Genomic DNA, 18,912 nt, shown 5'->3' with positions numbered 1-18,912 from the left:
TGTAAAAGAACTTATAAAATTAGCAAGGCGAAAGAGATTTCTTTCGCCTTGCAAAAATAGTATTTATTTCAAACTTGTTAGTTCAAATTCTGGCTTTTTCTGTCATCTATTCGCTGTTGTGCAATTTTCAATGCAGCCAAATGTGTGGTAATATCTTTTGAAGACGCTGTCTTTAAGATCTCCATGGTTGTATTATAGATATTTTCAGTTTTACGAATGATCTCTTTTTTATCGTATCCTTCTAATTCAGCATAAACATTTATAATTCCACCTGCATTGATCAAGAAATCTGGAGCATATACGATGCCTTTATCCTGAAGTATCTTACCATGACGAAGTTCATCTGCTAATTGATTGTTAGCAGCTCCTGCAATTACAGTTGCTTTAATTCTATTAATAGTATCATCATTAATTGTAGCCCCTAAAGCACAAGGAGCGTAAATATCTACATCTGCACTATATACATCATCCACAAAAATACTGGCTCCGTACTGTGCACTTACTTCTTGCAATCTAGCCTGGTTGATATCGCTAATAAAAACCTGCGCACCTTCTTTTACAAGATAGTCTACCAAAGTTTCTCCAACGTGCCCAATACCTTGCACTAATATCTTTTTCCCTTCTAATTTATCACTTCCATATTTAAATCCAGCAGCAGCTTTCATTCCCATATACACACCATATGCAGTAATTGGAGATGGATTACCTGCACCCCCTTTAGATTCTGAGATACCAGTTACGTAAGGAGTAACCTCTCTTACTGTATCCATATCTTCTGTATCCATTCCTACATCTTCTGCAGTTATATATTTACCACTTAGAGAATGTACAAATTCTCCAAATTTTCGCATAAGTTCTGGTGTCTTTTGTGTTTTAGCATCGCCTATAAGAACTGCTTTTCCACCACCAAGATTCAATCCGGTTATAGCGCTTTTAAACGTCATACCTCTAGAAAGTCTAAGAACATCGTTCAACGCTTCCCACTCAGTGCTATAATTCCACATTCTAGTACCTCCAAGAGCAGGACCTAAAACCGTATTATGAATACCAATTATTGCCTTTAAACCTGTATCTTTGTCGTTGCAAAAAACCACTTGCTCGTGGTTGTCAAAGGATAGCTGTCCGAATACCGGTGCAGCTTTTTTAAGTTCACTTGCGTTTAAAACGTCAACCTGCATAAATTGAAAATTTAAGATTTAAATTTTTTTGTTTTTCTGAAAATCAGACTACAAAAATAATTAATATTTTAAGTTATGGGAAAAAATGCCGACATAAATTGCGAATCTCACAAGAATTGAATTAAGTTTTTTAAATGAAAGAATTACAGCACCTCAATAAATATTTCCTTAAATACAAGTGGAAATTAATTTTAGGCCTACTTATAACCGTTGTTGCCAGAATATTTGCACTGTATCCGGTTCAATTTATTGGTAATTCCACCAGCACTATAGAAAAATATGTAAATGGAGAAATTACCGATGCAGCCATATTAAGAAGTGAACTTTTTTATAATATCACTTTAATAATTGGCGCCACCCTTGTTTCTGCGTTTTTTACATTTTTAATGAGACAGATCTTTATCGTTATCTCCAGACACATGGAATTCGATCTTAAAAATGAAGTCTACAATCAATACCAAAGACTCTCATTAAATTTCTACAAACAGAATCGTACGGGAGATCTAATGAATAGAATAAGTGATGATGTCTCCAAAGTAAGAATGTATCTGGGACCGGCAATTATGTATAGTGTTACCACTCTAACGCTTTTTATTATTGTGATCTGGTATATGGTAAAAACAGCACCCCTTCTTACTTTATATACGGTAGCTCCTTTACCTATTCTTTCTTTCGCTATCTATAAATTAAGCGTTGCCATTCATAAGAGAAGTACCATCGTACAACAATACCTTTCAAAATTAAACACATTTACACAAGAAAGCTTTAGCGGAATTTCTGTAATAAAATCTTACGGCTTAGAACAGCAAACAAATTCTAATTTTATTGAATTATCTAACGGGAGTAAAGAAAAGAATCTGGATCTGGTAAAGGTTCAAGCCTTTTTCTTCCCTATGATGGTACTGCTAATAGGTCTTAGTAACACCTTGGTTATTTTTATTGGAGGAAGGCAAGTAATTAATGGAGAAATTGAAAATATTGGAGTGATAGTAGAATTTCTGCTATATGTGAATATGCTTACCTGGCCTGTTGCCACTGTAGGTTGGGTTACCTCTATAGTTCAACAAGCAGAAGCTTCTCAAAAACGTATCAATGAATTTTTAAAGGAAGAACCTCAAATAAAGAATTTAGAACCAACAGTTTCTAAGATCAATGGTGATATTCAGTTTAAAGATGTGAGCTTCACTTATGAAGATACAAATATTACGGCTCTTAAAAATGTTTCTTTTAGCGTTAATAGAGGTGAGACTTTAGCAATTATAGGTAAAACAGGTTCCGGGAAATCTACTATCTTAGAATTAATAGGAAGACTTTATGATGTTCAAACAGGAGAAATAGCTATTGATAAAAAGAACATTAGAGATCTAAACTTATATAGTTTAAGAAATTCTATTGGTTACGTGCCCCAAGACGCATTTTTATTTAGTGATTCTATTAAGAATAACATAAGGTTTGGAAAAACCACTGCTACAGATGAAGAAGTAATTGAAGCTGCAAAAAATGCAGCAGTGCATAAAAACATTAAAGGCTTTACACATGGTTATGACACTGTACTCGGCGAACGTGGAATTACACTTTCTGGAGGACAGAAGCAACGAGTTTCAATTGCACGGGCAATTATACATGATCCTCAAATTCTTCTTTTTGATGATTGTTTATCTGCTGTAGATACAGAAACTGAAGAGGAAATTTTAAATAATCTTTTCAAAATATCTAAAGATAAGACCACTATAATTGTTAGTCATAGAATATCTTCTGCTAAAAATGCAGACAATATTATAATTCTTGAAGATGGAGAAATCGTTCAGCAAGGTTCTCATCAAAAGTTAATAGAGATTGATGGTTATTACAAAGAGCTCTACGCAAAACAGCTAAGTGAAAAAGAAATGTGAAAATTTGTTGCGAAATGTTAAAAATTTTTAGATTTTTGGGCGTACTTTAAAAAAACTATAAAGATTTATTTTATGAGTGAAAATGGAATGATGGAGAAAGATGAGATTTTCTCTAAAGTATTACGAGCAGGAAGACGCACTTATTTTTTTGATGTGAGAGCTACCAAGGCAGATGATTATTACCTTACTATTACAGAAAGTAAGAAATTCACGAATGCTGATGGATCTTTTCATTACAAAAAACATAAAATTTACTTGTATAAAGAAGATTTTGAAGGATTCACAGAGATCCTTAATGAAATGACAGATTACATAGTGGAAGAAAAAGGTGAAGAAGTAATTAGCGATAAGCACCAAAAAGATTTCAAAAAAGAATATCAGGAAGAAGAAGTAGAATCTCATTCTAGCACTTCTCCAGATAAATTTACAGATATTAGTTTTGAAGATATTTAAACCACTTCAATAATATTTTATAACCGTCTAGAGCAATCTAGGCGGTTTTTTTATTCTAATAATAAATATATAACATTGCTATATCCCTTATATTATTGCAAACAACATCTTATTGAGGAGGAAACAGTAATAAATTCAAATCTTAACTAATTACTTCTTTTAGTTTACTTAATTTTGCATGTAATTCTAAATGATTCATGCATTGAATATTTCTGATTCTTTAAATACTCTATTAAATTCTTTTTATCAGCTATTTATATCTACTACTCTTAGGTTAGTAGCAAATCACACAAACAATTTTGATCATTCTTTAGTTCTAGAAGATCAAATACTTTCAAAGGAAATCGGTTAAGATGAAAATGATAGAGAATATCCAGTCTTTTCAATGGTCGCCTAGATTTACGCATATCATTCAGCGCATATCGTTCTGGTTGAGTCTTATCTCCGTAATTCTTGTATTTTACGACTTGGGGTTTCAAAAAAGTGATACTACAGCACAGCGTTTAATTACAATGTATCTTTCAGCACTTTTTGTTGGCTGCATATCTATTGGTTTAAGATATATCTTCTCTGGCAAGCACCCCGGCTTCAAGGTAAAAGTAATAGATATTATTATACTTACATTGTTTGTATTCCTAATAATCATAAGGACAGATCTACTGGTAGCAGACCTTGGATTCTTCAATAAAAAAGGATGGCTATACTTGGCAGTCTTTCTCTATTTTATTAGAGAATTTTCTTCATTGAGATTAGATTTTAAAACACAGTATTTTAATCCGGCACAACTGTTTATTACTAGTTTCCTTGGAATTATCTTAATTGGTACTTTCCTCCTGTTACTACCTAATGCCACTCATTCTGGAATATCTCTTATAGATGCTCTTTTTACATCTACAAGTGCAGTATGCGTTACAGGATTGATAGTTGTAGATACCGGAAGCTATTTCACTCAATTCGGACAAACCATTATTCTAGTGTTGATACAATTGGGAGGTATCGGTATCATGACCTTTGCAACTTATTTTAGTTATTTCTTTAGAGGACAAAGTAGTTATGAGACGCAACTTATGATGCGTGATATGACAAATTCAGAAAAGATAGGAGAAGTATTCTCTGCTATGAAAAAGATATTGCTCATCACGTTTACCATAGAATTTATTGGTGGGATTCTAATATTCTTTAGCCTTGGTAAGAGCGTAACTGGTTTTGGATCTAAATTGTTCTTCTCTACTTTTCATACCATCTCCAGCTTCTGTAATGCGGGATTTTCTACATTGGCAAATAGTTTATACGAACCCGGATTTAGATTTAATTATCCCTTGCACATCATATTAGCCTTACTTTTTATTCTAGGAGGATTAGGTTTTCCAATAGTGTTAAACGTCTACACCTATTTTAAGCACTTAATTATTAATAGGGTTCTACCTCTAAGAAAAAATGAGAGATGCTTACACAGACCTTGGGTTATTAATATGAATACCAGAATAGTATTACTTTCTACCTTCGTGTTACTTATTGGTGGTAGTATAGGTTTCTATGCTTTAGAATATGATAATACGCTTGCTGCTCATACTGAATTCGGTAAAATAGTAACCGCCTTTTTTGGTGCTGCTACTCCTAGAACCGCAGGTTTTAATAGTATAGATTATGCAGATCTTAGATTTGGAACGCTCATGTTAATTTTCCTATTAATGTGGATTGGAGCGTCTCCCGCATCTACCGGGGGTGGTATTAAAACAAGCACGTTTGCTATTGCAACACTTAACTTTTTTAGCCTAGCAAAAGGTAAAGATAGAATAGAATTGTATAAAAGAGAGATTGCCGATATTTCTGTAAGAAGAGCATTCGCTATTATTTCTCTTTCGCTTATGGTTATAGGAATAGCTATTTCTCTTATCGTTTCCTTCGATTCTGATCAAAACTTATTAAAAATAGCATTTGAATGTTTCTCTGCTTATAGTACGGTAGGTCTTAGCATGGGAATAACCTCAGCACTATCAGACCCTAGTAAAATGGTTTTAATAGCAACCATGTTTATAGGAAGGGTAAGTATGCTTACCATATTAATAGCAATGTTACGTAGAGTAAGACACTTAAATTATAAGTATCCTACAGAAGAAATCTTGATAAACTAATAGATCACCACATGAAGTATATAGTAATTGGACTCGGAAATTTTGGCTCATCCCTTGCTGAAAAGCTTACAAAAATGGGAAATGAAGTTATAGGAGTTGATCTTAAGATGGATAAAGTGGAAGCTCTTAAAGATAAGATTACCCACGCAATTTGTTTGGATTCTACAGATATTAATGCGGTCTCACACCTACCTTTAAAAGATACAGATATTGTTATTGTTGCTATTGGTGAAGATAAAGGAGCTCTTATTATGACTACCGCACTAATGAAGCAGCTAAAGGTGAAACGATTAATTAGCCGAGCTGTCACTCCTTTACAACAAATGGTATTACAGGCAATGGGAGTAGATGAAATTATACATCCTGAAGAAGAAACTGCAGAGCGTTGGGCCAAGAAATTAAATCTTCATGGAGTGGTAGATTCTTTTGAACTTACAGGACATTTTAGTATCGTAGAGATTAAGGTTCCTAAAAGATATGAAGGTAAAACACTTCAGGAAATTGGCCTTAGAAGAGCATATAATATCATAGTTCTTACTACCATTAGAATGATACCTAATGAAAATATGCTAGGTGTTACTACACAGGAATCTGAAGTACAAGGTGTAGCATCTTCAGAAACCGTGTTACATCCGGATGATATTATGGTGCTATACGGGAAAAATTCTGATATTAAAAAACTATTGTTAGAAAACAAAGCTGATAACTAACCTACTCTTAATCCATTTTCCACTTTGTGATCTGGATTGAGTAGAACAATATCATTATTTGGACCTACAGCTCCTAGTACCAGGCATTCGCTCATAATATTTGCTATCTGCTTTTTAGGAAAATTAACCACTGCTATTATTTGTTTTCCTTCAAGATCTGAAATAGTATATCTCGTGGTGATCTGTGCCGAAGATCGCTTCATCCCCAATTCATCGCCAAAATCTATTTTGAGAATATAGGCTGGCTTTTTAGCTTTATGAAATACTTCTGCACTAATGATAGTTCCTACTCGCATCTCCACTTTTTCAAAATCGTTCCAGTTTATTTCCATACTATTTAAATAATTTATAAAGTACCCACGCCGGACCAATTAATAAGAACTGAAGATCTTTTAAGAAGGATGGCTTCTTACCTTCAATTTTATGTCCGTAGAACTGTCCTATCCATGCAAGAACAAAAATTGTAAGTGAAACAATCCATAACGGGGCTATAAGTGAAATAAGATAATTAATTACCAAACATAGAAATCCAAAAACAGCCATCATTAACCCCATTTTTACAGAGAGGCTAAAATAAAAGATGAGTACAAATATAAAAACAACCAATGCCCAATTTTCAAATACTGGGTGATCACCTTTTAAAAGATCTTCCAAAAAATAGACAGGTATACACATAAATAAACCAGCGATAGAAAGGAATATTGCCGGCACGCATATATAATGAATGTATTGATTGGTTTGATTTTGATGACTTACAGAATATTCTTCAAACCATTCATTTAAACGCTTCATAATCTGTATTTTTACTAAAGATATTAATTTAGTAGTTATCCTAGTAATCTAAACCATATTTCAGAATGTCTCTCACTCCATCTACCATGCTCCCATTAGGTACAAAGGCTCCAAATTTTAAGCTTTATGATGTAATAAGTCAGAATAGTTTAAGTCTAGAACAACTTCGAGGAGAAAATGGAACCATGATAATGTTCATTTGTAATCATTGCCCTTTTGTAAAACATGTTAATGATGAAATTGTAAGAGTTGCCAATGATTATCGCGTTCACGGTTTTAGTTTTATTGCCATTATGAGTAATGATACTGTAGCCTATCCTGAAGACGATCCTAAATTAATGGTAGAAAATGCCAGAAAGTATAATTACTCTTTTCCATATCTCTTTGATGAAACGCAAGAAGTTGCCAAGGAGTATGATGCTGCTTGCACCCCAGATTTTTTTCTTTTTGATCAGGATCTAGAATTGATCTATCGCGGACAATTAGATGACTCAAGACCAGGCAATGGGATCTCATTAAATGGACGAAGCATACGAGAAGCTTTAGATGCAATTATAAATAACAGAAAGGTTTCTATGCTACAGAAGCCCAGTGTTGGATGTTCCATAAAGTGGAAAAAATAACATTTCTCTATTGCTATATTGCAAATTTGATAAGACCTTAACAGCCTTCCAATTCATTAATGCTTAACTTTAGGATATATATTTTACAAAAAATAATAATTCTATGAGCACACTAAAATTAGGAGATAAAGCACCAAATTTTGATGCAGAAACTTCAGAAGGAAAAATCAACTTTTATGATTATTTAGGAGAGAGCTGGGGAATTCTTTTCTCTCATCCTGCAGATTTTACACCGGTATGTACTACAGAACTTGGTACTGCTGCTAGATATAAACCAGAGTTCGACAAACGCAATGTTAAAATGATTGCCTTAAGTGTTGATGGTGTAGCGTCTCATAAAGATTGGATAAAAGATATTAATGAAACTCAAAACACTACAGTAAACTTCCCAATTATAGCAGATGAACATAGGAAAGTAGCAGATCTTTATGATATGATGCATCCTAAAGCTAATGATACTCTTACCGTGAGATCTGTATTTATAATCGCTCCAGATAAAAGTATCAAACTTATGTTGACATATCCTGCTAGTACTGGAAGGAATTTTGATGAACTGGTAAGAGTAATAGATTCGTTACAGTTAACCGCTTATAATAAAGTAGCCACCCCAGCAAACTGGAAGAATGGTGAAGATGTGGTTATTAGTCCATCGGTTTCGAATGAAGATGCCAAGACGATGTTTCCAAAAGGCTTTAAAGAAATAAAGCCTTATTTAAGACTCACGCCACAGCCTGAACTTAAAAATAGTTAACTACAAAAAAACCTCCTTTATTAAAATAAAGGAGGTTTTGTATTTAAAGTTATAGAAACTTATTTAACTGCTACCAATTCAACATCGAATATTAAAGTTGCATTTGGAGGAATAACTCCACCTGCACCTCTTTCTCCGTATGCTAAATGAGAAGGTATAACAAATCTTGCTTGATCTCCTACACTTAGTAATTGAATACCTTCATCCCACCCTTCAATAACATGACCTTGTCCTAAAGGAAAGTCTATTGGTTCATTTCTTTTATAAGAAGAATCAAAAACACTTCCATCAGGAAGCATTCCTTTATAGTGCACAGAAACAGTTTTACCTTTTTCTGCTTTAGGTCCATCTCCTTTTTCTTCGATCTTATATCTTAATCCGCTAGAAGTTTTTGCGAAACCTTGAGATAGTTCTCCTAAAAGTTCTTCTTGTTGCATTTTCGCAGCAGCTTCCCTGTCTTCTTTAGCTCCGTTAAAACTTCTAAACTCTTCAACTCCGTTAAAACCTTCAGCTGCAGTACCAACTCTTAAAATTTCTAGAGATTCAATTTTATCTCCTTGTGCAATTGCATTTACTACGTCCTGACCTTCTATTACACTTCCAAAAACAGTATGTTTACCATCTAACCAAGGTGTTGCTGTGTGTGTTATAAAGAACTGACTACCATTGGTTCCAGGACCTGCATTAGCCATAGATAATTTACCTGGAGCGTCATGTGTAAGATCTGGGTGAATCTCATCTGCAAAGTTGTAACCAGGCCCACCAGTTCCATTTCCCTTAGGGTCTCCCCCTTGGATCATAAAATCTGGAATAACTCTATGAAATTTCAAACCATTATAATAAGGCTTGCCTTGAGGAATTGCTTTATTGTCTAATTTCCCTTCTGCCAATCCAACAAAGTTACCAACTGTGCCAGGTGTTTTCTCAAATTCTAATTGGACTAGGATCTCTCCTTTATTAGTATTGAATTTTGCGTATAATCCGTCTTGCATGTCGCAGTTTTTTATAATTAATTCTGCAAAGATAAGGATTTGAAAAAGTAAGCAGTAAGGCTTAGCTAGAATTTAAGAATAAAAATGGTCTCAGATAGAGATATTTAGCCAATTCTATTAATAGATCTAACCACTCCTATACCTTCATAAAATTTCTATGATCTTAATCGAATTAATTAGCTACTTCACTAATAAATTTAATCCTATACAAACGCAATTCTTCATCATCGTAATCTCCATCAAATTCCTCTAAAGCAACTTCGATCTTATCTGAATCTGCTTCTAGAAAATATTCATGAATTTCCTCTTGTTGATCGTCATCCAGAATTTCATCTATCCAATAATCTATATTAAGTTTAGTACCACTATAAACTATGGCTTCCATTTCCTTAATAAAATCATTCATAGACATTCCTTTGGCCGATGCTATATCATCTAGAGGCAATTTTCTATCCACATTCTGAATTATGTACAATTTTAGTCCGCTATTGGCTCCAGTAGTTTTAACAACAAGATCATCGGGCCTAACAATATCATTATCCTTTACATAATCACTGATAAGCGCTACGAAATCCTCTCCAAATTTTTTAGCCTTCCCCTCACCTACTCCATGAATATTACTAAGCTCTTCAATATCTATTGGATATTTAAGCGCCATATCTTCAAATGAAGGATCTTGAAAAACTGCAAATGGAGGAACCCCTAATTTTTTAGCAACCTTTTTACGAAGATCTTTAAGCATTTTTACTAATTGCGCATCTACACTCGCAGCATTAGATTTAGGGGCAGTAATTTCTGCTTCTGTAGTACTATCAAAAATATGATCTTCTGTCATCATGAAAGATGATGGACTTTTAATATAATCTTTACCTTTTGGAGTTAATTTAACCACCCCATAAGTTTCTATATCTTTTTTGAGCATGCCGGCAACCAAGACCTGTCTTATTAGGGCCATCCAGTATTTAGGATCTTTATCTTTTCCCTTACCAAATAGTCGATGCTCATCTGTTTTATGAGAAACAATAAGAGCATTCGCTTTTCCAACCATGGTATTCACCACTTCTTTAGCCTTATAAAGTTGCTTGGTTTCCTTAATGGTATTTAGCAACAATGCTACATCTTCTTGAGCTTCGTTCTTTTTCTTTGGATTTCTTACATTATCATCCATAGAAGCACCATCACCAGTTTTATCATCAAAAGATTCACCGAAATAATGTAGTAAAAATTTTCTTCGGGACATCGATGTTTCTGAATAAGCTACAACTTCTTGCAACAAGGCATGACCTATCTCTTGCTCTGCTACAGGCTTACCGCTCATAAATTTTTCAAGCTTTTCTATATCTTTATAAGAATAGAAAGCGAGACAATGTCCTTCTCCACCATCTCTACCAGCTCTCCCAGTTTCTTGGTAATAACTTTCTAAGCTTTTAGGAATATCATGATGTATTACAAACCTAACATCTGGCTTATCTATCCCCATTCCAAAAGCAATGGTGGCCACCACAACATCTACATCTTCCATAATAAACATATCCTGATGTTTAATTCTGGTTTTTGCATCTAATCCGGCATGATATGGAACCGCAGAGATTCCATTTACCTGAAGTGTTTGTGCTAATTCTTCTACCCTCTTTCGGCTAAGGCAGTAGATAATTCCAGATTTCCCTAAATTTTGTTTTATAAAACGAATGATATCTGAATCTACATTCTTGGTCTTTGGCCTTATTTCATAATACAGATTAGGCCTATTAAAACTAGCCTTAAACGTATTAGCATCTGTAATCCCAAGATTTTTAAGAATATCTTCCTGCACTTTAGGCGTTGCCGTAGCAGTAAGTCCTATAATGGGAATATTATCTCCAATTCTCTTTATTATATGTCTAAGATTACGGTATTCTGGCCTAAAATCATGGCCCCATTCACTTATACAATGTGCTTCATCTACCGCCAGAAAAGATATTTTCACAGTTCTTAAGAACTCCACATTCTCTTCTTTAGTAAGAGATTCCGGAGCTACATAGAGGAGTTTAGTAACCCCATTAACTATATCCTCCTTTACTCTTTTGACTTCAGATTTATTAAGTGAAGAATTTAAAACGTGAGCAACACCATACTCTGAGGAGATCCCTCTAATGGCATCTACCTGATTCTTCATTAAAGCAATTAAAGGAGACACAACAATTGCTGTTCCCTCTTCAATTAATGCTGGCAGCTGATAACATAATGATTTACCACCACCGGTAGGCATTATCACAAAGGTATTCTGCCTATTGACGATACTTGTGATTACTTGTTCCTGAAGACCTTTGAATTGGCTGAATCCAAAGTACTTTTTAAGTTGTTGGTGTAAATCGATTTCCGTAGAACTCATTCAATTGTGTTACAATTTTACATACATTTGCACAAATAAAGATACGTATTTCTTTAGTATCGCCAATCAAAATTTTACAAATTTGAAAGTTGAAGATAAAATTCTTTCAGTAGCCAAAGAAACTATATCCATTGAAGCGAAAGCTATAGCAAATCTAGGTGATCTTTTAACCTCAGACTTTGCAGACGCAGTTCAATACATATATAACTCAAAAGGTAGGGTAATTATTACAGGAATTGGAAAAAGCGCCCTTATTGCTACCAAAATTGTTGCTACTCTTAATTCCACAGGTACTCCGTCCATATTTATGCATGCTGCAGATGCTATTCATGGAGATCTGGGCACAATTTTACCAGATGATACGGTGATCTGTATTTCAAAAAGTGGAAATACTCCAGAAATTAAAGTTTTGGTTCCTCTCATAAAGAATTTTCATAATAAGCTTATTGGAATTACCGGAAATCCAGATTCATTTCTAGGATTGCAATCTGATTTTGTATTAAATGCGTATGTAGAAAAGGAAGCTTGTCCTAATAACCTTGCTCCTACTACAAGTACTACCGCACAACTTGTTTTAGGTGATGCCCTTGCCGTTTGCCTGCTAAATCTAAGAGGATTTTCAAGCAAAGATTTTGCAAAATATCATCCTGGTGGAGCTTTGGGTAAAAAGCTATATTTACGGGTTAGTGATATAACATCACAAAATCTTAAACCAATGGTATTAGCAACTACCAATGTTAAAGATGTGATTGTAGAAATATCTGAAAAAATGTTAGGTGTTACTGCTGTAATAGACAATAACAAGGTGATTGGAATTATAACCGATGGTGATATAAGAAGAATGTTAAGAAATAACGACTCTTTTTTGCATCTAACTGCTGCAGATATTATGAGCAGTAAGCCTAAAACTATAAATAATGATGCTATGGCTATTGATGCCTTAGATGTATTAGAAGAAAATAAAATATCGCAGCTTATTGCCGAAGAAAATGGTAATTATGCTGGAGTAGTTCATATTCATAATCTTATTAGAGAAGGTATTATATAATGGCAAAAGTAAAGAACCACAACGACGAAATGTCGTTTTTAGATCATTTAGAAGATTTAAGATGGCATTTAATTCGTGCTACCCTTGCAGTTATAATTGCTGCTACCGTAGCATTCTTTTTAAAGAGTTTCATTTTTGATCATATCTTATTTGGCCCAAGTCATCCAGATTTCTGGACATACGATATCCTCTGTAGAATTTCTACTTCTGTGGGAATAGACGGTGGATTTTGTGACACTGTAATGAATTTCGGGATACAGAGTAGAACCATGGGAGGACAGTTCTCTGCACATATTTGGGTAGCCATTACTGCTGGTTTCATTATCGCTTTTCCTTATGTTCTTTATGAACTATGGAAATTTACAGCTCCTGCTTTAAAAGAAAGCGAAAGAAAAAATGCTCGTGGATTTATTATAATATCATCTTTCCTATTTTTTATAGGAGTACTTTTTGGATATTATGTGATCACTCCGCTATCTATCAATTTTCTTGGTAAATATCAGGTAAGTGATCAGGTTTTAAATCAATTTGATCTTAGCAGCTACATTAGTCTTGTTAGAGCTTCTGTTATTGCTAGTGGCCTTATTTTTGAGCTGCCAATAATCATATACTTTCTAACCAAAGTTGGCGTTCTAACCCCACAGTTCTTAAGAACTTATAGAAAATATGCGTTGATAATTGTTTTAATAATTTCTGCAGTTATTACTCCACCAGATATTGTGAGCCAGATCATTGTAGCAATACCGGTATTGATACTTTACGAGGTAAGTATTTTTATTTCAAAATTAGTTTATAAAAAAGAAGAAGAAAAATTAAGTAATTAAGTTTATGATAGATCAAGTTGATGAGTTCAATTCATACCGTGAGCGTATGAATGATAAGATCCTTAATGATAATAATAAAATTATTAAAAGGATCTTTAATTTAGATACCAATGCATTTGCACCTGGAGCATTAGATGTAAAAACTAAGGAGCTTTTAGGCTTGGTAGCATCTACTGTTTTAAGATGTGATGATTGTGTAAAGTATCATTTAGAGACGTCTTATAAAGAAGGCCTAAAGAAAGAAGAAGTTGTGGAAGCACTAAGTATAGCAACGCTTATTGGCGGAACTATTGTTATACCTCACCTTAGAAGAGCTTACGAATTCTGGGATGCTCTAGAGAATAAGGAAAAAATATCATAAAGCTGCAGACTTAAAAAAAGTCTTTATCTTAGTCTTACAAATACTTATATGAAATTAGTTGCCCAAAATTTAGTAAAATCATACAAAGGAAGATCTGTTGTAAAAGGCATTAATGTTGAAGTAAATCAAGGAGAGATCGTTGGTTTGCTTGGACCTAATGGTGCCGGAAAAACAACTTCTTTTTATATGATAGTGGGCCTAATTAAACCTAACGGTGGAAAGATCTTCTTAGACAAACAGGAAATAACCAAGTTCCCCATGTACAAGAGAGCACAGTATGGTATTGGTTATTTAGCACAGGAAGCTTCCGTTTTTAGAAAACTGAGTATTGAAGACAATATTATGAGTGTTCTGGAACTTACTAAGCTCTCCAAGAAAGAACGTCATCTTAAAATGGAATCCCTAATTGAAGAATTTGGACTTAATCATATTAGAAAAAGTAGAGGAGATCTTTTAAGTGGTGGAGAAAGAAGAAGAACAGAAATTGCCCGTGCATTGGCTACAGATCCTAGTTTTATCTTACTAGATGAACCTTTTGCCGGAGTAGATCCTGTGGCGGTAGAAGATATTCAGAGAATTGTTGCTCAGCTAAAAGACAAGAATATTGGAATTCTAATTACAGATCATAACGTTCAAGAAACTCTGGCCATTACAGATAGAACGTATTTGATGTTTGAAGGAAGTATTCTAAAACATGGGGAGCCAGAAGAATTGGCTGCAGATGAAATGGTAAGAAAAGTGTACTTAGGTCAGAATTTTGAACTCAGAAAGAAGAAATTGTTTCAATAGAACAATTGGTATAAATATAAAACCCGTCTGGAATTTAATTCAGACGGGTTTTTATTTACATGACTTTCATCTTTTACATTGCAGTAGTATTCCTATTTATAATTAATGATAATAGAACATAACTTACTATTATTATGGGTATAGCTATAAATTGAAGTAAGACCAGTAATATCACACAATAAATTAAGAATAAATATCTCACTTTATTTGGCGCAAAAGACCAATCAGAAAATTTGAGCGCGAAAAGAGGGATTTCCGCATTGAGCATATAGCAGCTTACCAAAGTTAATCCAATTAAGAACCATTCATTTAAAATGATAGCTACTGCAATAGGATGCGGCTGGAAAGCCAAAATTAAGGGTAAACTTAAAATTAATAATGCATTTGCCGGGGTTGGTAGTCCTATAAAAGAATCTAGCTGTCTATCATCTATATTGAACTTAGCCAATCTATACCCTGAAGCAGCCGTTACCAGTAAGCCAAAAAGTGCTAATAATGGAAATGGGAATTCAAACCAGTTTGCCGCAGAATGACTTTCCCAACTGCCAGTATAGGTACTCCAATCTCCGGGAAGCGCTTTTATCAGTAATTTAAACATAACGATACCAGGAACCAATCCGCTGGTGATCATATCTGCCAAAGAGTCTAGCTGCAGTCCTAATTCGCTTTTTACATTTAAACTTCTAGCAGCAAGACCATCAAAAAAGTCAAAAAATATTCCCAACCCTACAAACATAGCTGCCATTATAAGGTTTCCCTGCACTGCAAAGATCACCGCTATACTTCCGCATAGCATATTTAAAAGTGTAATTATATTAGGAATATGTCGTTTTAAAGCCATAAGATATTTTTCAGTAAAAATACTAAAGTAATTGAATGATAGATTAAGCTATGCAATTTAATGAAGGTGCATGTCAAAATTTATAAGTTTTTAACTTTCTTCTGACGTTATACCTCTTCAAATTGTTATTTTTGAGGAGAATTGCTCTTTATGAAGAACTTATTATTAACTCTTAGCAGCGGGGTTCTATTGGCTCTAGCCTGGCCTACTTACGGATTTCCATTTTTACTTTTCTTTGCCTTTATCCCATTACTTTATGCTGAATATAAAGTTAGAAACTCCCAAAAAAGCTATATAAAATTAAAGGTCTTAGGCCTTTCTTATGTTAGTTTTTTGATTTGGAACATCTTTACCACTTATTGGCTATACAATTCTACTGCATTTGGAGGAATCTTCGCCATTACGGTAAATTCCCTTTTGATGGCTGTGGTATTTCTTATTTATCATATTGTAGCTAAAAAAACGAATTTTAGAGCTTCCACCGCATTTTTAATATGCATTTGGATAGCTTTCGAAAAACTTCATTTAGGATGGGAATTCTCATGGCCGTGGTTAAATCTCGGTAATGGGTTTTCAGAATACCCAAAGATCATTCAGTGGTACGAATATACCGGTACTTTTGGAGGCACCCTATGGATCTGGCTGGCAAACATGGCAGGATTCAAATTAATACTAACCTATGTTCAATTTCAGCAGAAAGAGGTTATTTATAGAGGAGCATTAAAGATCTTATTGATCATTGGTTTGCCTATAGGAATCTCGCTCTATTTATTTAATACTTATGCGGAAGCGAAGGATAAAATGGAAGTTGTAATTCTACAACCAAATATTAATCCTTATACAGAGAAATACAATACAAACGATGCTAGAATTGGACAATTACTTTTAGAGTTAAGCGAGGAGAAGGTTACAGACAACACAGCATTAATAGTAGCTCCAGAAACTGTTTTTGCTGATGGTACAGTATTGTCTAAATTTTCAAATTCTGAAGCTGATTACTTTTCCAGAGAGATCTTAAGAAAATATCCTAAAACAAACTTCTTAAGCGGTATCTCATTTTACGAACGTTTTCATGACCCTAGAATGGTAAGAAAGCAAAGCAATCAAATAGGTGAGAATGATTGGTATGACGATTATAATTCGGCATTTTTAATAAATGGGCAAGATAGTACACAACTATATCACAAATCTAAATTAGTGGTTGGTGTTGAGAATTTTCCATATCAAAGTGTACTTAAGCCAATTTTAGGAGATGTAATGATAGATCTTGGTGGAACCGTCGCAATGAAAACCACTCAAAAAGACAGAGAGGCATTTGCATTAAATAATGATATGGAGACCGCGCCTATAATTTGTTATGAATCTGTTTATGGAGAATATGTAACCGGTTATATTAAAAATGGTGCTAATTTTTTAAGCATAATCACCAATGATGCGTGGTGGGGCAATACGCAAGGCCATAAACAACATTTAAGTTATGCCAGACTTCGTGCTATAGAAACCAGAAGATCTGTAGTTAGAAGTGCTAATACCGGAATTTCTGCTTTTATAACTCCTAAAGGAGAGATCACTAAAAGCTTACCTTATGAAGAACGAGGTAGCATAAAGAGCGAAATCACTTTAAATTCTGAAAAAACATTTTATGTAAGGTTTGGAGATTATATTGCCAGAATATCAATTTTAATTGGAATTATAATCTTTGCTTTCTCTTTTATAAAACATACCAAGAGTAGGAAATAACTAAAACCTACTGACCTCTAAAAAATATCACAGCACTTAAGGTTTTAAGCATAATATCCAGATCTAAGAACAAACCTCTATGCTTTATATAATACAGATCATACTGAAGTTTTTCTAAGCTATCGTCATGACTAGAACCGTAATTAGCCTTTACCTGCGCCCATCCCGTAAGTCCTGGTTTAACAATATGTCTTGTTTTATAGAGAGGAATCATTTTTGATAATTCTTTAACGAATATAGGCCGCTCTGGTCTTGGACCAATTATACTCATCTCTCCCTTTAAAATATTAAAGAATTGAGGAAACTCATCTAATCTTGTTCGCCTAAGTAACTTCCCAAAACCTTTAATACGAGCATCGTTCTTTTCTGTCCACTGCGGACCATTCTTTTCAGAATTTTCTGGCATTGTTCTAAATTTTAAAATTTTAAAACTTTTTGCATTTTGCCCTACCCGTTCCTGAGAATAAAACAATGAACCTTGGTTTCCTATCAAATTCCCTACCGCTATAAATGGAATTAAAATTGTGCATACTATCAATCCTAATAGAGAAAAGATAAGATCAAAAACCCTTAAAAAAAACAAATAGAACTTATTCTGATTACTTCGGCTAAATAGAAATACTTTATAAAAATCTTTCCCGATATATTGAACAGGGACGCGGTGGGTTAGATCTTCGTAAACCTGAATATAATCTTTTATGGAGAATCCTTGAATTAGTAAATTATTCAACTGTTTAAGCAAAGTTAAGTCTACTCCATCCTTTGTATTATTATTGGTACTTGCCACCACAATCTCTGTAATTCCTTCCTCCCTAATTGTACTAGATAGATGTCTGGGTACAAATTCTATAAGTTTGTTTCCTAAAGAAATAACTTCATCTTTAGACGTATTTATATAGCCAACGATAGCGTAATTAGGGTCAGATTTTTGCAGCGCCTTTACCATTAAACCTAATTCTGAAGCATTACCTATTAACAAGACCTTTTTATAAAACCTAGGTGCAGAAATAATAGTAATGTATGCGAATCTCCAAAGTAAAAGCGCACCTACAATAGCCAGAAAAAAGAACAGGATCTGCAATCTATTTTCTGGTAGACTTGGCGTATAGAATGGCGTAAGAATAAAGAATAAAACCGTAACAGAAGCTGTGAAAATAATATTTTGCCCTACTTTCTCAAATTTGCTCGCTTTCTGAAGGTCATACAGCTCAAACACACTACCAAAAACAGTTATATATAAGACAAGCATAAAAGTCCAGATCCAGTTATAGGAAGTGACCTGAAAATAATCAAAATTAAAAATGACGCCTACAATGCTAAGTGTAAGAAGCACCGCTAAAATATCGATAATTCTGAGCAGCACTTTGCGCTCTGATATTTCAAAATGTACAGAGGTATTTTTAGACATTATA

18 protein-coding genes are annotated in these 18,912 nt (G+C 34.0%); 11 read left to right on the top strand and 7 right to left on the bottom strand.

The features are described 5' to 3' along the window. Positions 1 to 77 precede the first annotated feature (77 nt). Complete coding sequence (locus BLT84_RS08830) at positions 78 to 1,178, bottom strand: Glu/Leu/Phe/Val family dehydrogenase (RefSeq protein WP_091264675.1); 1,101 nt, start codon at positions 1,176 to 1,178, stop codon at positions 78 to 80. A gap of 134 nt (positions 1,179 to 1,312) precedes the next feature. On the opposite strand from BLT84_RS08830, the gene BLT84_RS08825 reads away from it, so the two are divergent. The 4 genes from BLT84_RS08825 to BLT84_RS08810 all read left to right on the top strand — a co-directional run bounded on the left by BLT84_RS08825 (position 1,313) and on the right by BLT84_RS08810 (position 6,368). Continuing rightward, entirely contained in the window at positions 1,313 to 3,070 is a 1,758-nt protein-coding gene (locus BLT84_RS08825) for an ABC transporter ATP-binding protein (protein ID WP_091264671.1), read from the top strand. Positions 3,071 to 3,142: 72 nt separating this feature from the next. Next, positions 3,143 to 3,523, top strand: a complete 381-nt coding sequence (locus BLT84_RS08820; protein WP_034890314.1) for a PUR family DNA/RNA-binding protein — start codon at positions 3,143 to 3,145, stop codon at positions 3,521 to 3,523. A 353-nt stretch (positions 3,524 to 3,876) separates the two neighbouring features. After that, a complete protein-coding gene (locus tag BLT84_RS08815; RefSeq protein ID WP_231929274.1) occupies positions 3,877 to 5,658 on the top strand; it encodes a TrkH family potassium uptake protein in 1,782 nt (593 codons plus the stop codon). A gap of 11 nt (positions 5,659 to 5,669) precedes the next feature. Then, on the top strand, positions 5,670 to 6,368 hold the full coding sequence (locus BLT84_RS08810; RefSeq protein ID WP_091264669.1) for a potassium channel family protein: 699 nt from the start codon (positions 5,670 to 5,672) through the stop codon (positions 6,366 to 6,368). Here BLT84_RS08810 and BLT84_RS08805 read toward each other — a convergent pair. Together BLT84_RS08805 and BLT84_RS08800 are read right to left on the bottom strand one after the other, a co-directional pair. Then, positions 6,365 to 6,700, bottom strand: coding sequence for a tRNA-binding protein (locus BLT84_RS08805; protein WP_091264666.1), 336 nt, complete (start codon positions 6,698 to 6,700; stop codon positions 6,365 to 6,367). The two genes, BLT84_RS08810 and BLT84_RS08805, sit on opposite strands and share 4 nt — an antisense overlap. 1 nt (position 6,701) lies before the next feature. Beyond that, positions 6,702 to 7,160, bottom strand: coding sequence for a DUF962 domain-containing protein (locus tag BLT84_RS08800; protein WP_091264665.1), 459 nt, complete (start codon positions 7,158 to 7,160; stop codon positions 6,702 to 6,704). A gap of 65 nt (positions 7,161 to 7,225) precedes the next feature. Here BLT84_RS08800 and BLT84_RS08795 point away from each other — a divergent pair, with 65 nt between their 5' ends. After that, a complete protein-coding gene (locus BLT84_RS08795; RefSeq protein WP_091264661.1) occupies positions 7,226 to 7,783 on the top strand; it encodes a thioredoxin family protein in 558 nt (185 codons plus the stop codon). 103 nt (positions 7,784 to 7,886) lie between these two features. After that, positions 7,887 to 8,534: a peroxiredoxin gene (locus tag BLT84_RS08790; RefSeq protein ID WP_091264657.1), complete on the top strand. Its 648-nt coding sequence runs from the start codon at positions 7,887 to 7,889 to the stop codon at positions 8,532 to 8,534. A 59-nt stretch (positions 8,535 to 8,593) separates the two neighbouring features. On the opposite strand, the gene BLT84_RS08785 is transcribed toward BLT84_RS08790, so the two are convergent. Both BLT84_RS08785 and BLT84_RS08780 read right to left on the bottom strand, forming a co-directional pair. Then, positions 8,594 to 9,526, bottom strand: a complete 933-nt coding sequence (locus BLT84_RS08785) for a peptidylprolyl isomerase (RefSeq protein WP_091264654.1) — start codon at positions 9,524 to 9,526, stop codon at positions 8,594 to 8,596. A 172-nt stretch (positions 9,527 to 9,698) separates the two neighbouring features. Continuing rightward, positions 9,699 to 11,897: a RecQ family ATP-dependent DNA helicase gene (locus BLT84_RS08780; protein WP_091264651.1), complete on the bottom strand. Its 2,199-nt coding sequence runs from the start codon at positions 11,895 to 11,897 to the stop codon at positions 9,699 to 9,701. Positions 11,898 to 11,979: 82 nt separating this feature from the next. On the opposite strand from BLT84_RS08780, the gene BLT84_RS08775 reads away from it, so the two are divergent. The 4 genes from BLT84_RS08775 to lptB are packed head-to-tail and all read left to right on the top strand — an operon-like array spanning position 11,980 to position 14,919. After that, positions 11,980 to 12,945 carry an SIS domain-containing protein gene (locus BLT84_RS08775; protein WP_091264647.1) on the top strand — a complete coding sequence of 322 codons (966 nt, stop codon included), beginning with the start codon at positions 11,980 to 11,982 and terminating at the stop codon, positions 12,943 to 12,945. Further along, positions 12,945 to 13,769 carry a twin-arginine translocase subunit TatC gene (tatC, locus tag BLT84_RS08770; RefSeq protein WP_091264645.1) on the top strand — a complete coding sequence of 275 codons (825 nt, stop codon included), beginning with the start codon at positions 12,945 to 12,947 and terminating at the stop codon, positions 13,767 to 13,769. Before BLT84_RS08775 ends, tatC begins: the two co-directional genes overlap by 1 nt. Before the next feature lie 4 nt (positions 13,770 to 13,773). Beyond that, positions 13,774 to 14,130 (top strand): carboxymuconolactone decarboxylase family protein, encoded by a 357-nt coding sequence (locus BLT84_RS08765; RefSeq protein WP_034890290.1) that lies wholly within the window; start codon positions 13,774 to 13,776, stop codon positions 14,128 to 14,130. 48 nt (positions 14,131 to 14,178) lie between these two features. Next, positions 14,179 to 14,919, top strand: a complete 741-nt coding sequence (gene lptB, locus BLT84_RS08760) for an LPS export ABC transporter ATP-binding protein (RefSeq protein ID WP_034890288.1) — start codon at positions 14,179 to 14,181, stop codon at positions 14,917 to 14,919. 73 nt (positions 14,920 to 14,992) lie between these two features. Here the strand turns inward: lptB and BLT84_RS08755 are convergent, their stop codons facing one another. Further along, positions 14,993 to 15,760, bottom strand: a complete 768-nt coding sequence (locus BLT84_RS08755) for a CDP-alcohol phosphatidyltransferase family protein (protein WP_091264642.1) — start codon at positions 15,758 to 15,760, stop codon at positions 14,993 to 14,995. Positions 15,761 to 15,910: 150 nt separating this feature from the next. Between BLT84_RS08755 and lnt the strand changes: the two genes are divergently transcribed. Further along, complete coding sequence (gene lnt, locus BLT84_RS08750) at positions 15,911 to 17,500, top strand: apolipoprotein N-acyltransferase (protein ID WP_091264637.1); 1,590 nt, start codon at positions 15,911 to 15,913, stop codon at positions 17,498 to 17,500. Between the two features lie 7 nt (positions 17,501 to 17,507). On the opposite strand, the gene BLT84_RS08745 is transcribed toward lnt, so the two are convergent. Then, positions 17,508 to 18,908 (bottom strand): sugar transferase, encoded by a 1,401-nt coding sequence (locus BLT84_RS08745; protein ID WP_091264635.1) that lies wholly within the window; start codon positions 18,906 to 18,908, stop codon positions 17,508 to 17,510. Between the last annotated feature and the right edge of the window lie 4 nt (positions 18,909 to 18,912).

It is taken from the genome of Gillisia sp. Hel1_33_143 (genome assembly GCF_900104765.1).
Lineage (GTDB): Bacteria > Bacteroidota > Bacteroidia > Flavobacteriales > Flavobacteriaceae > Gillisia.
This window is presented reverse-complemented; position numbering and strand designations above follow the sequence as displayed.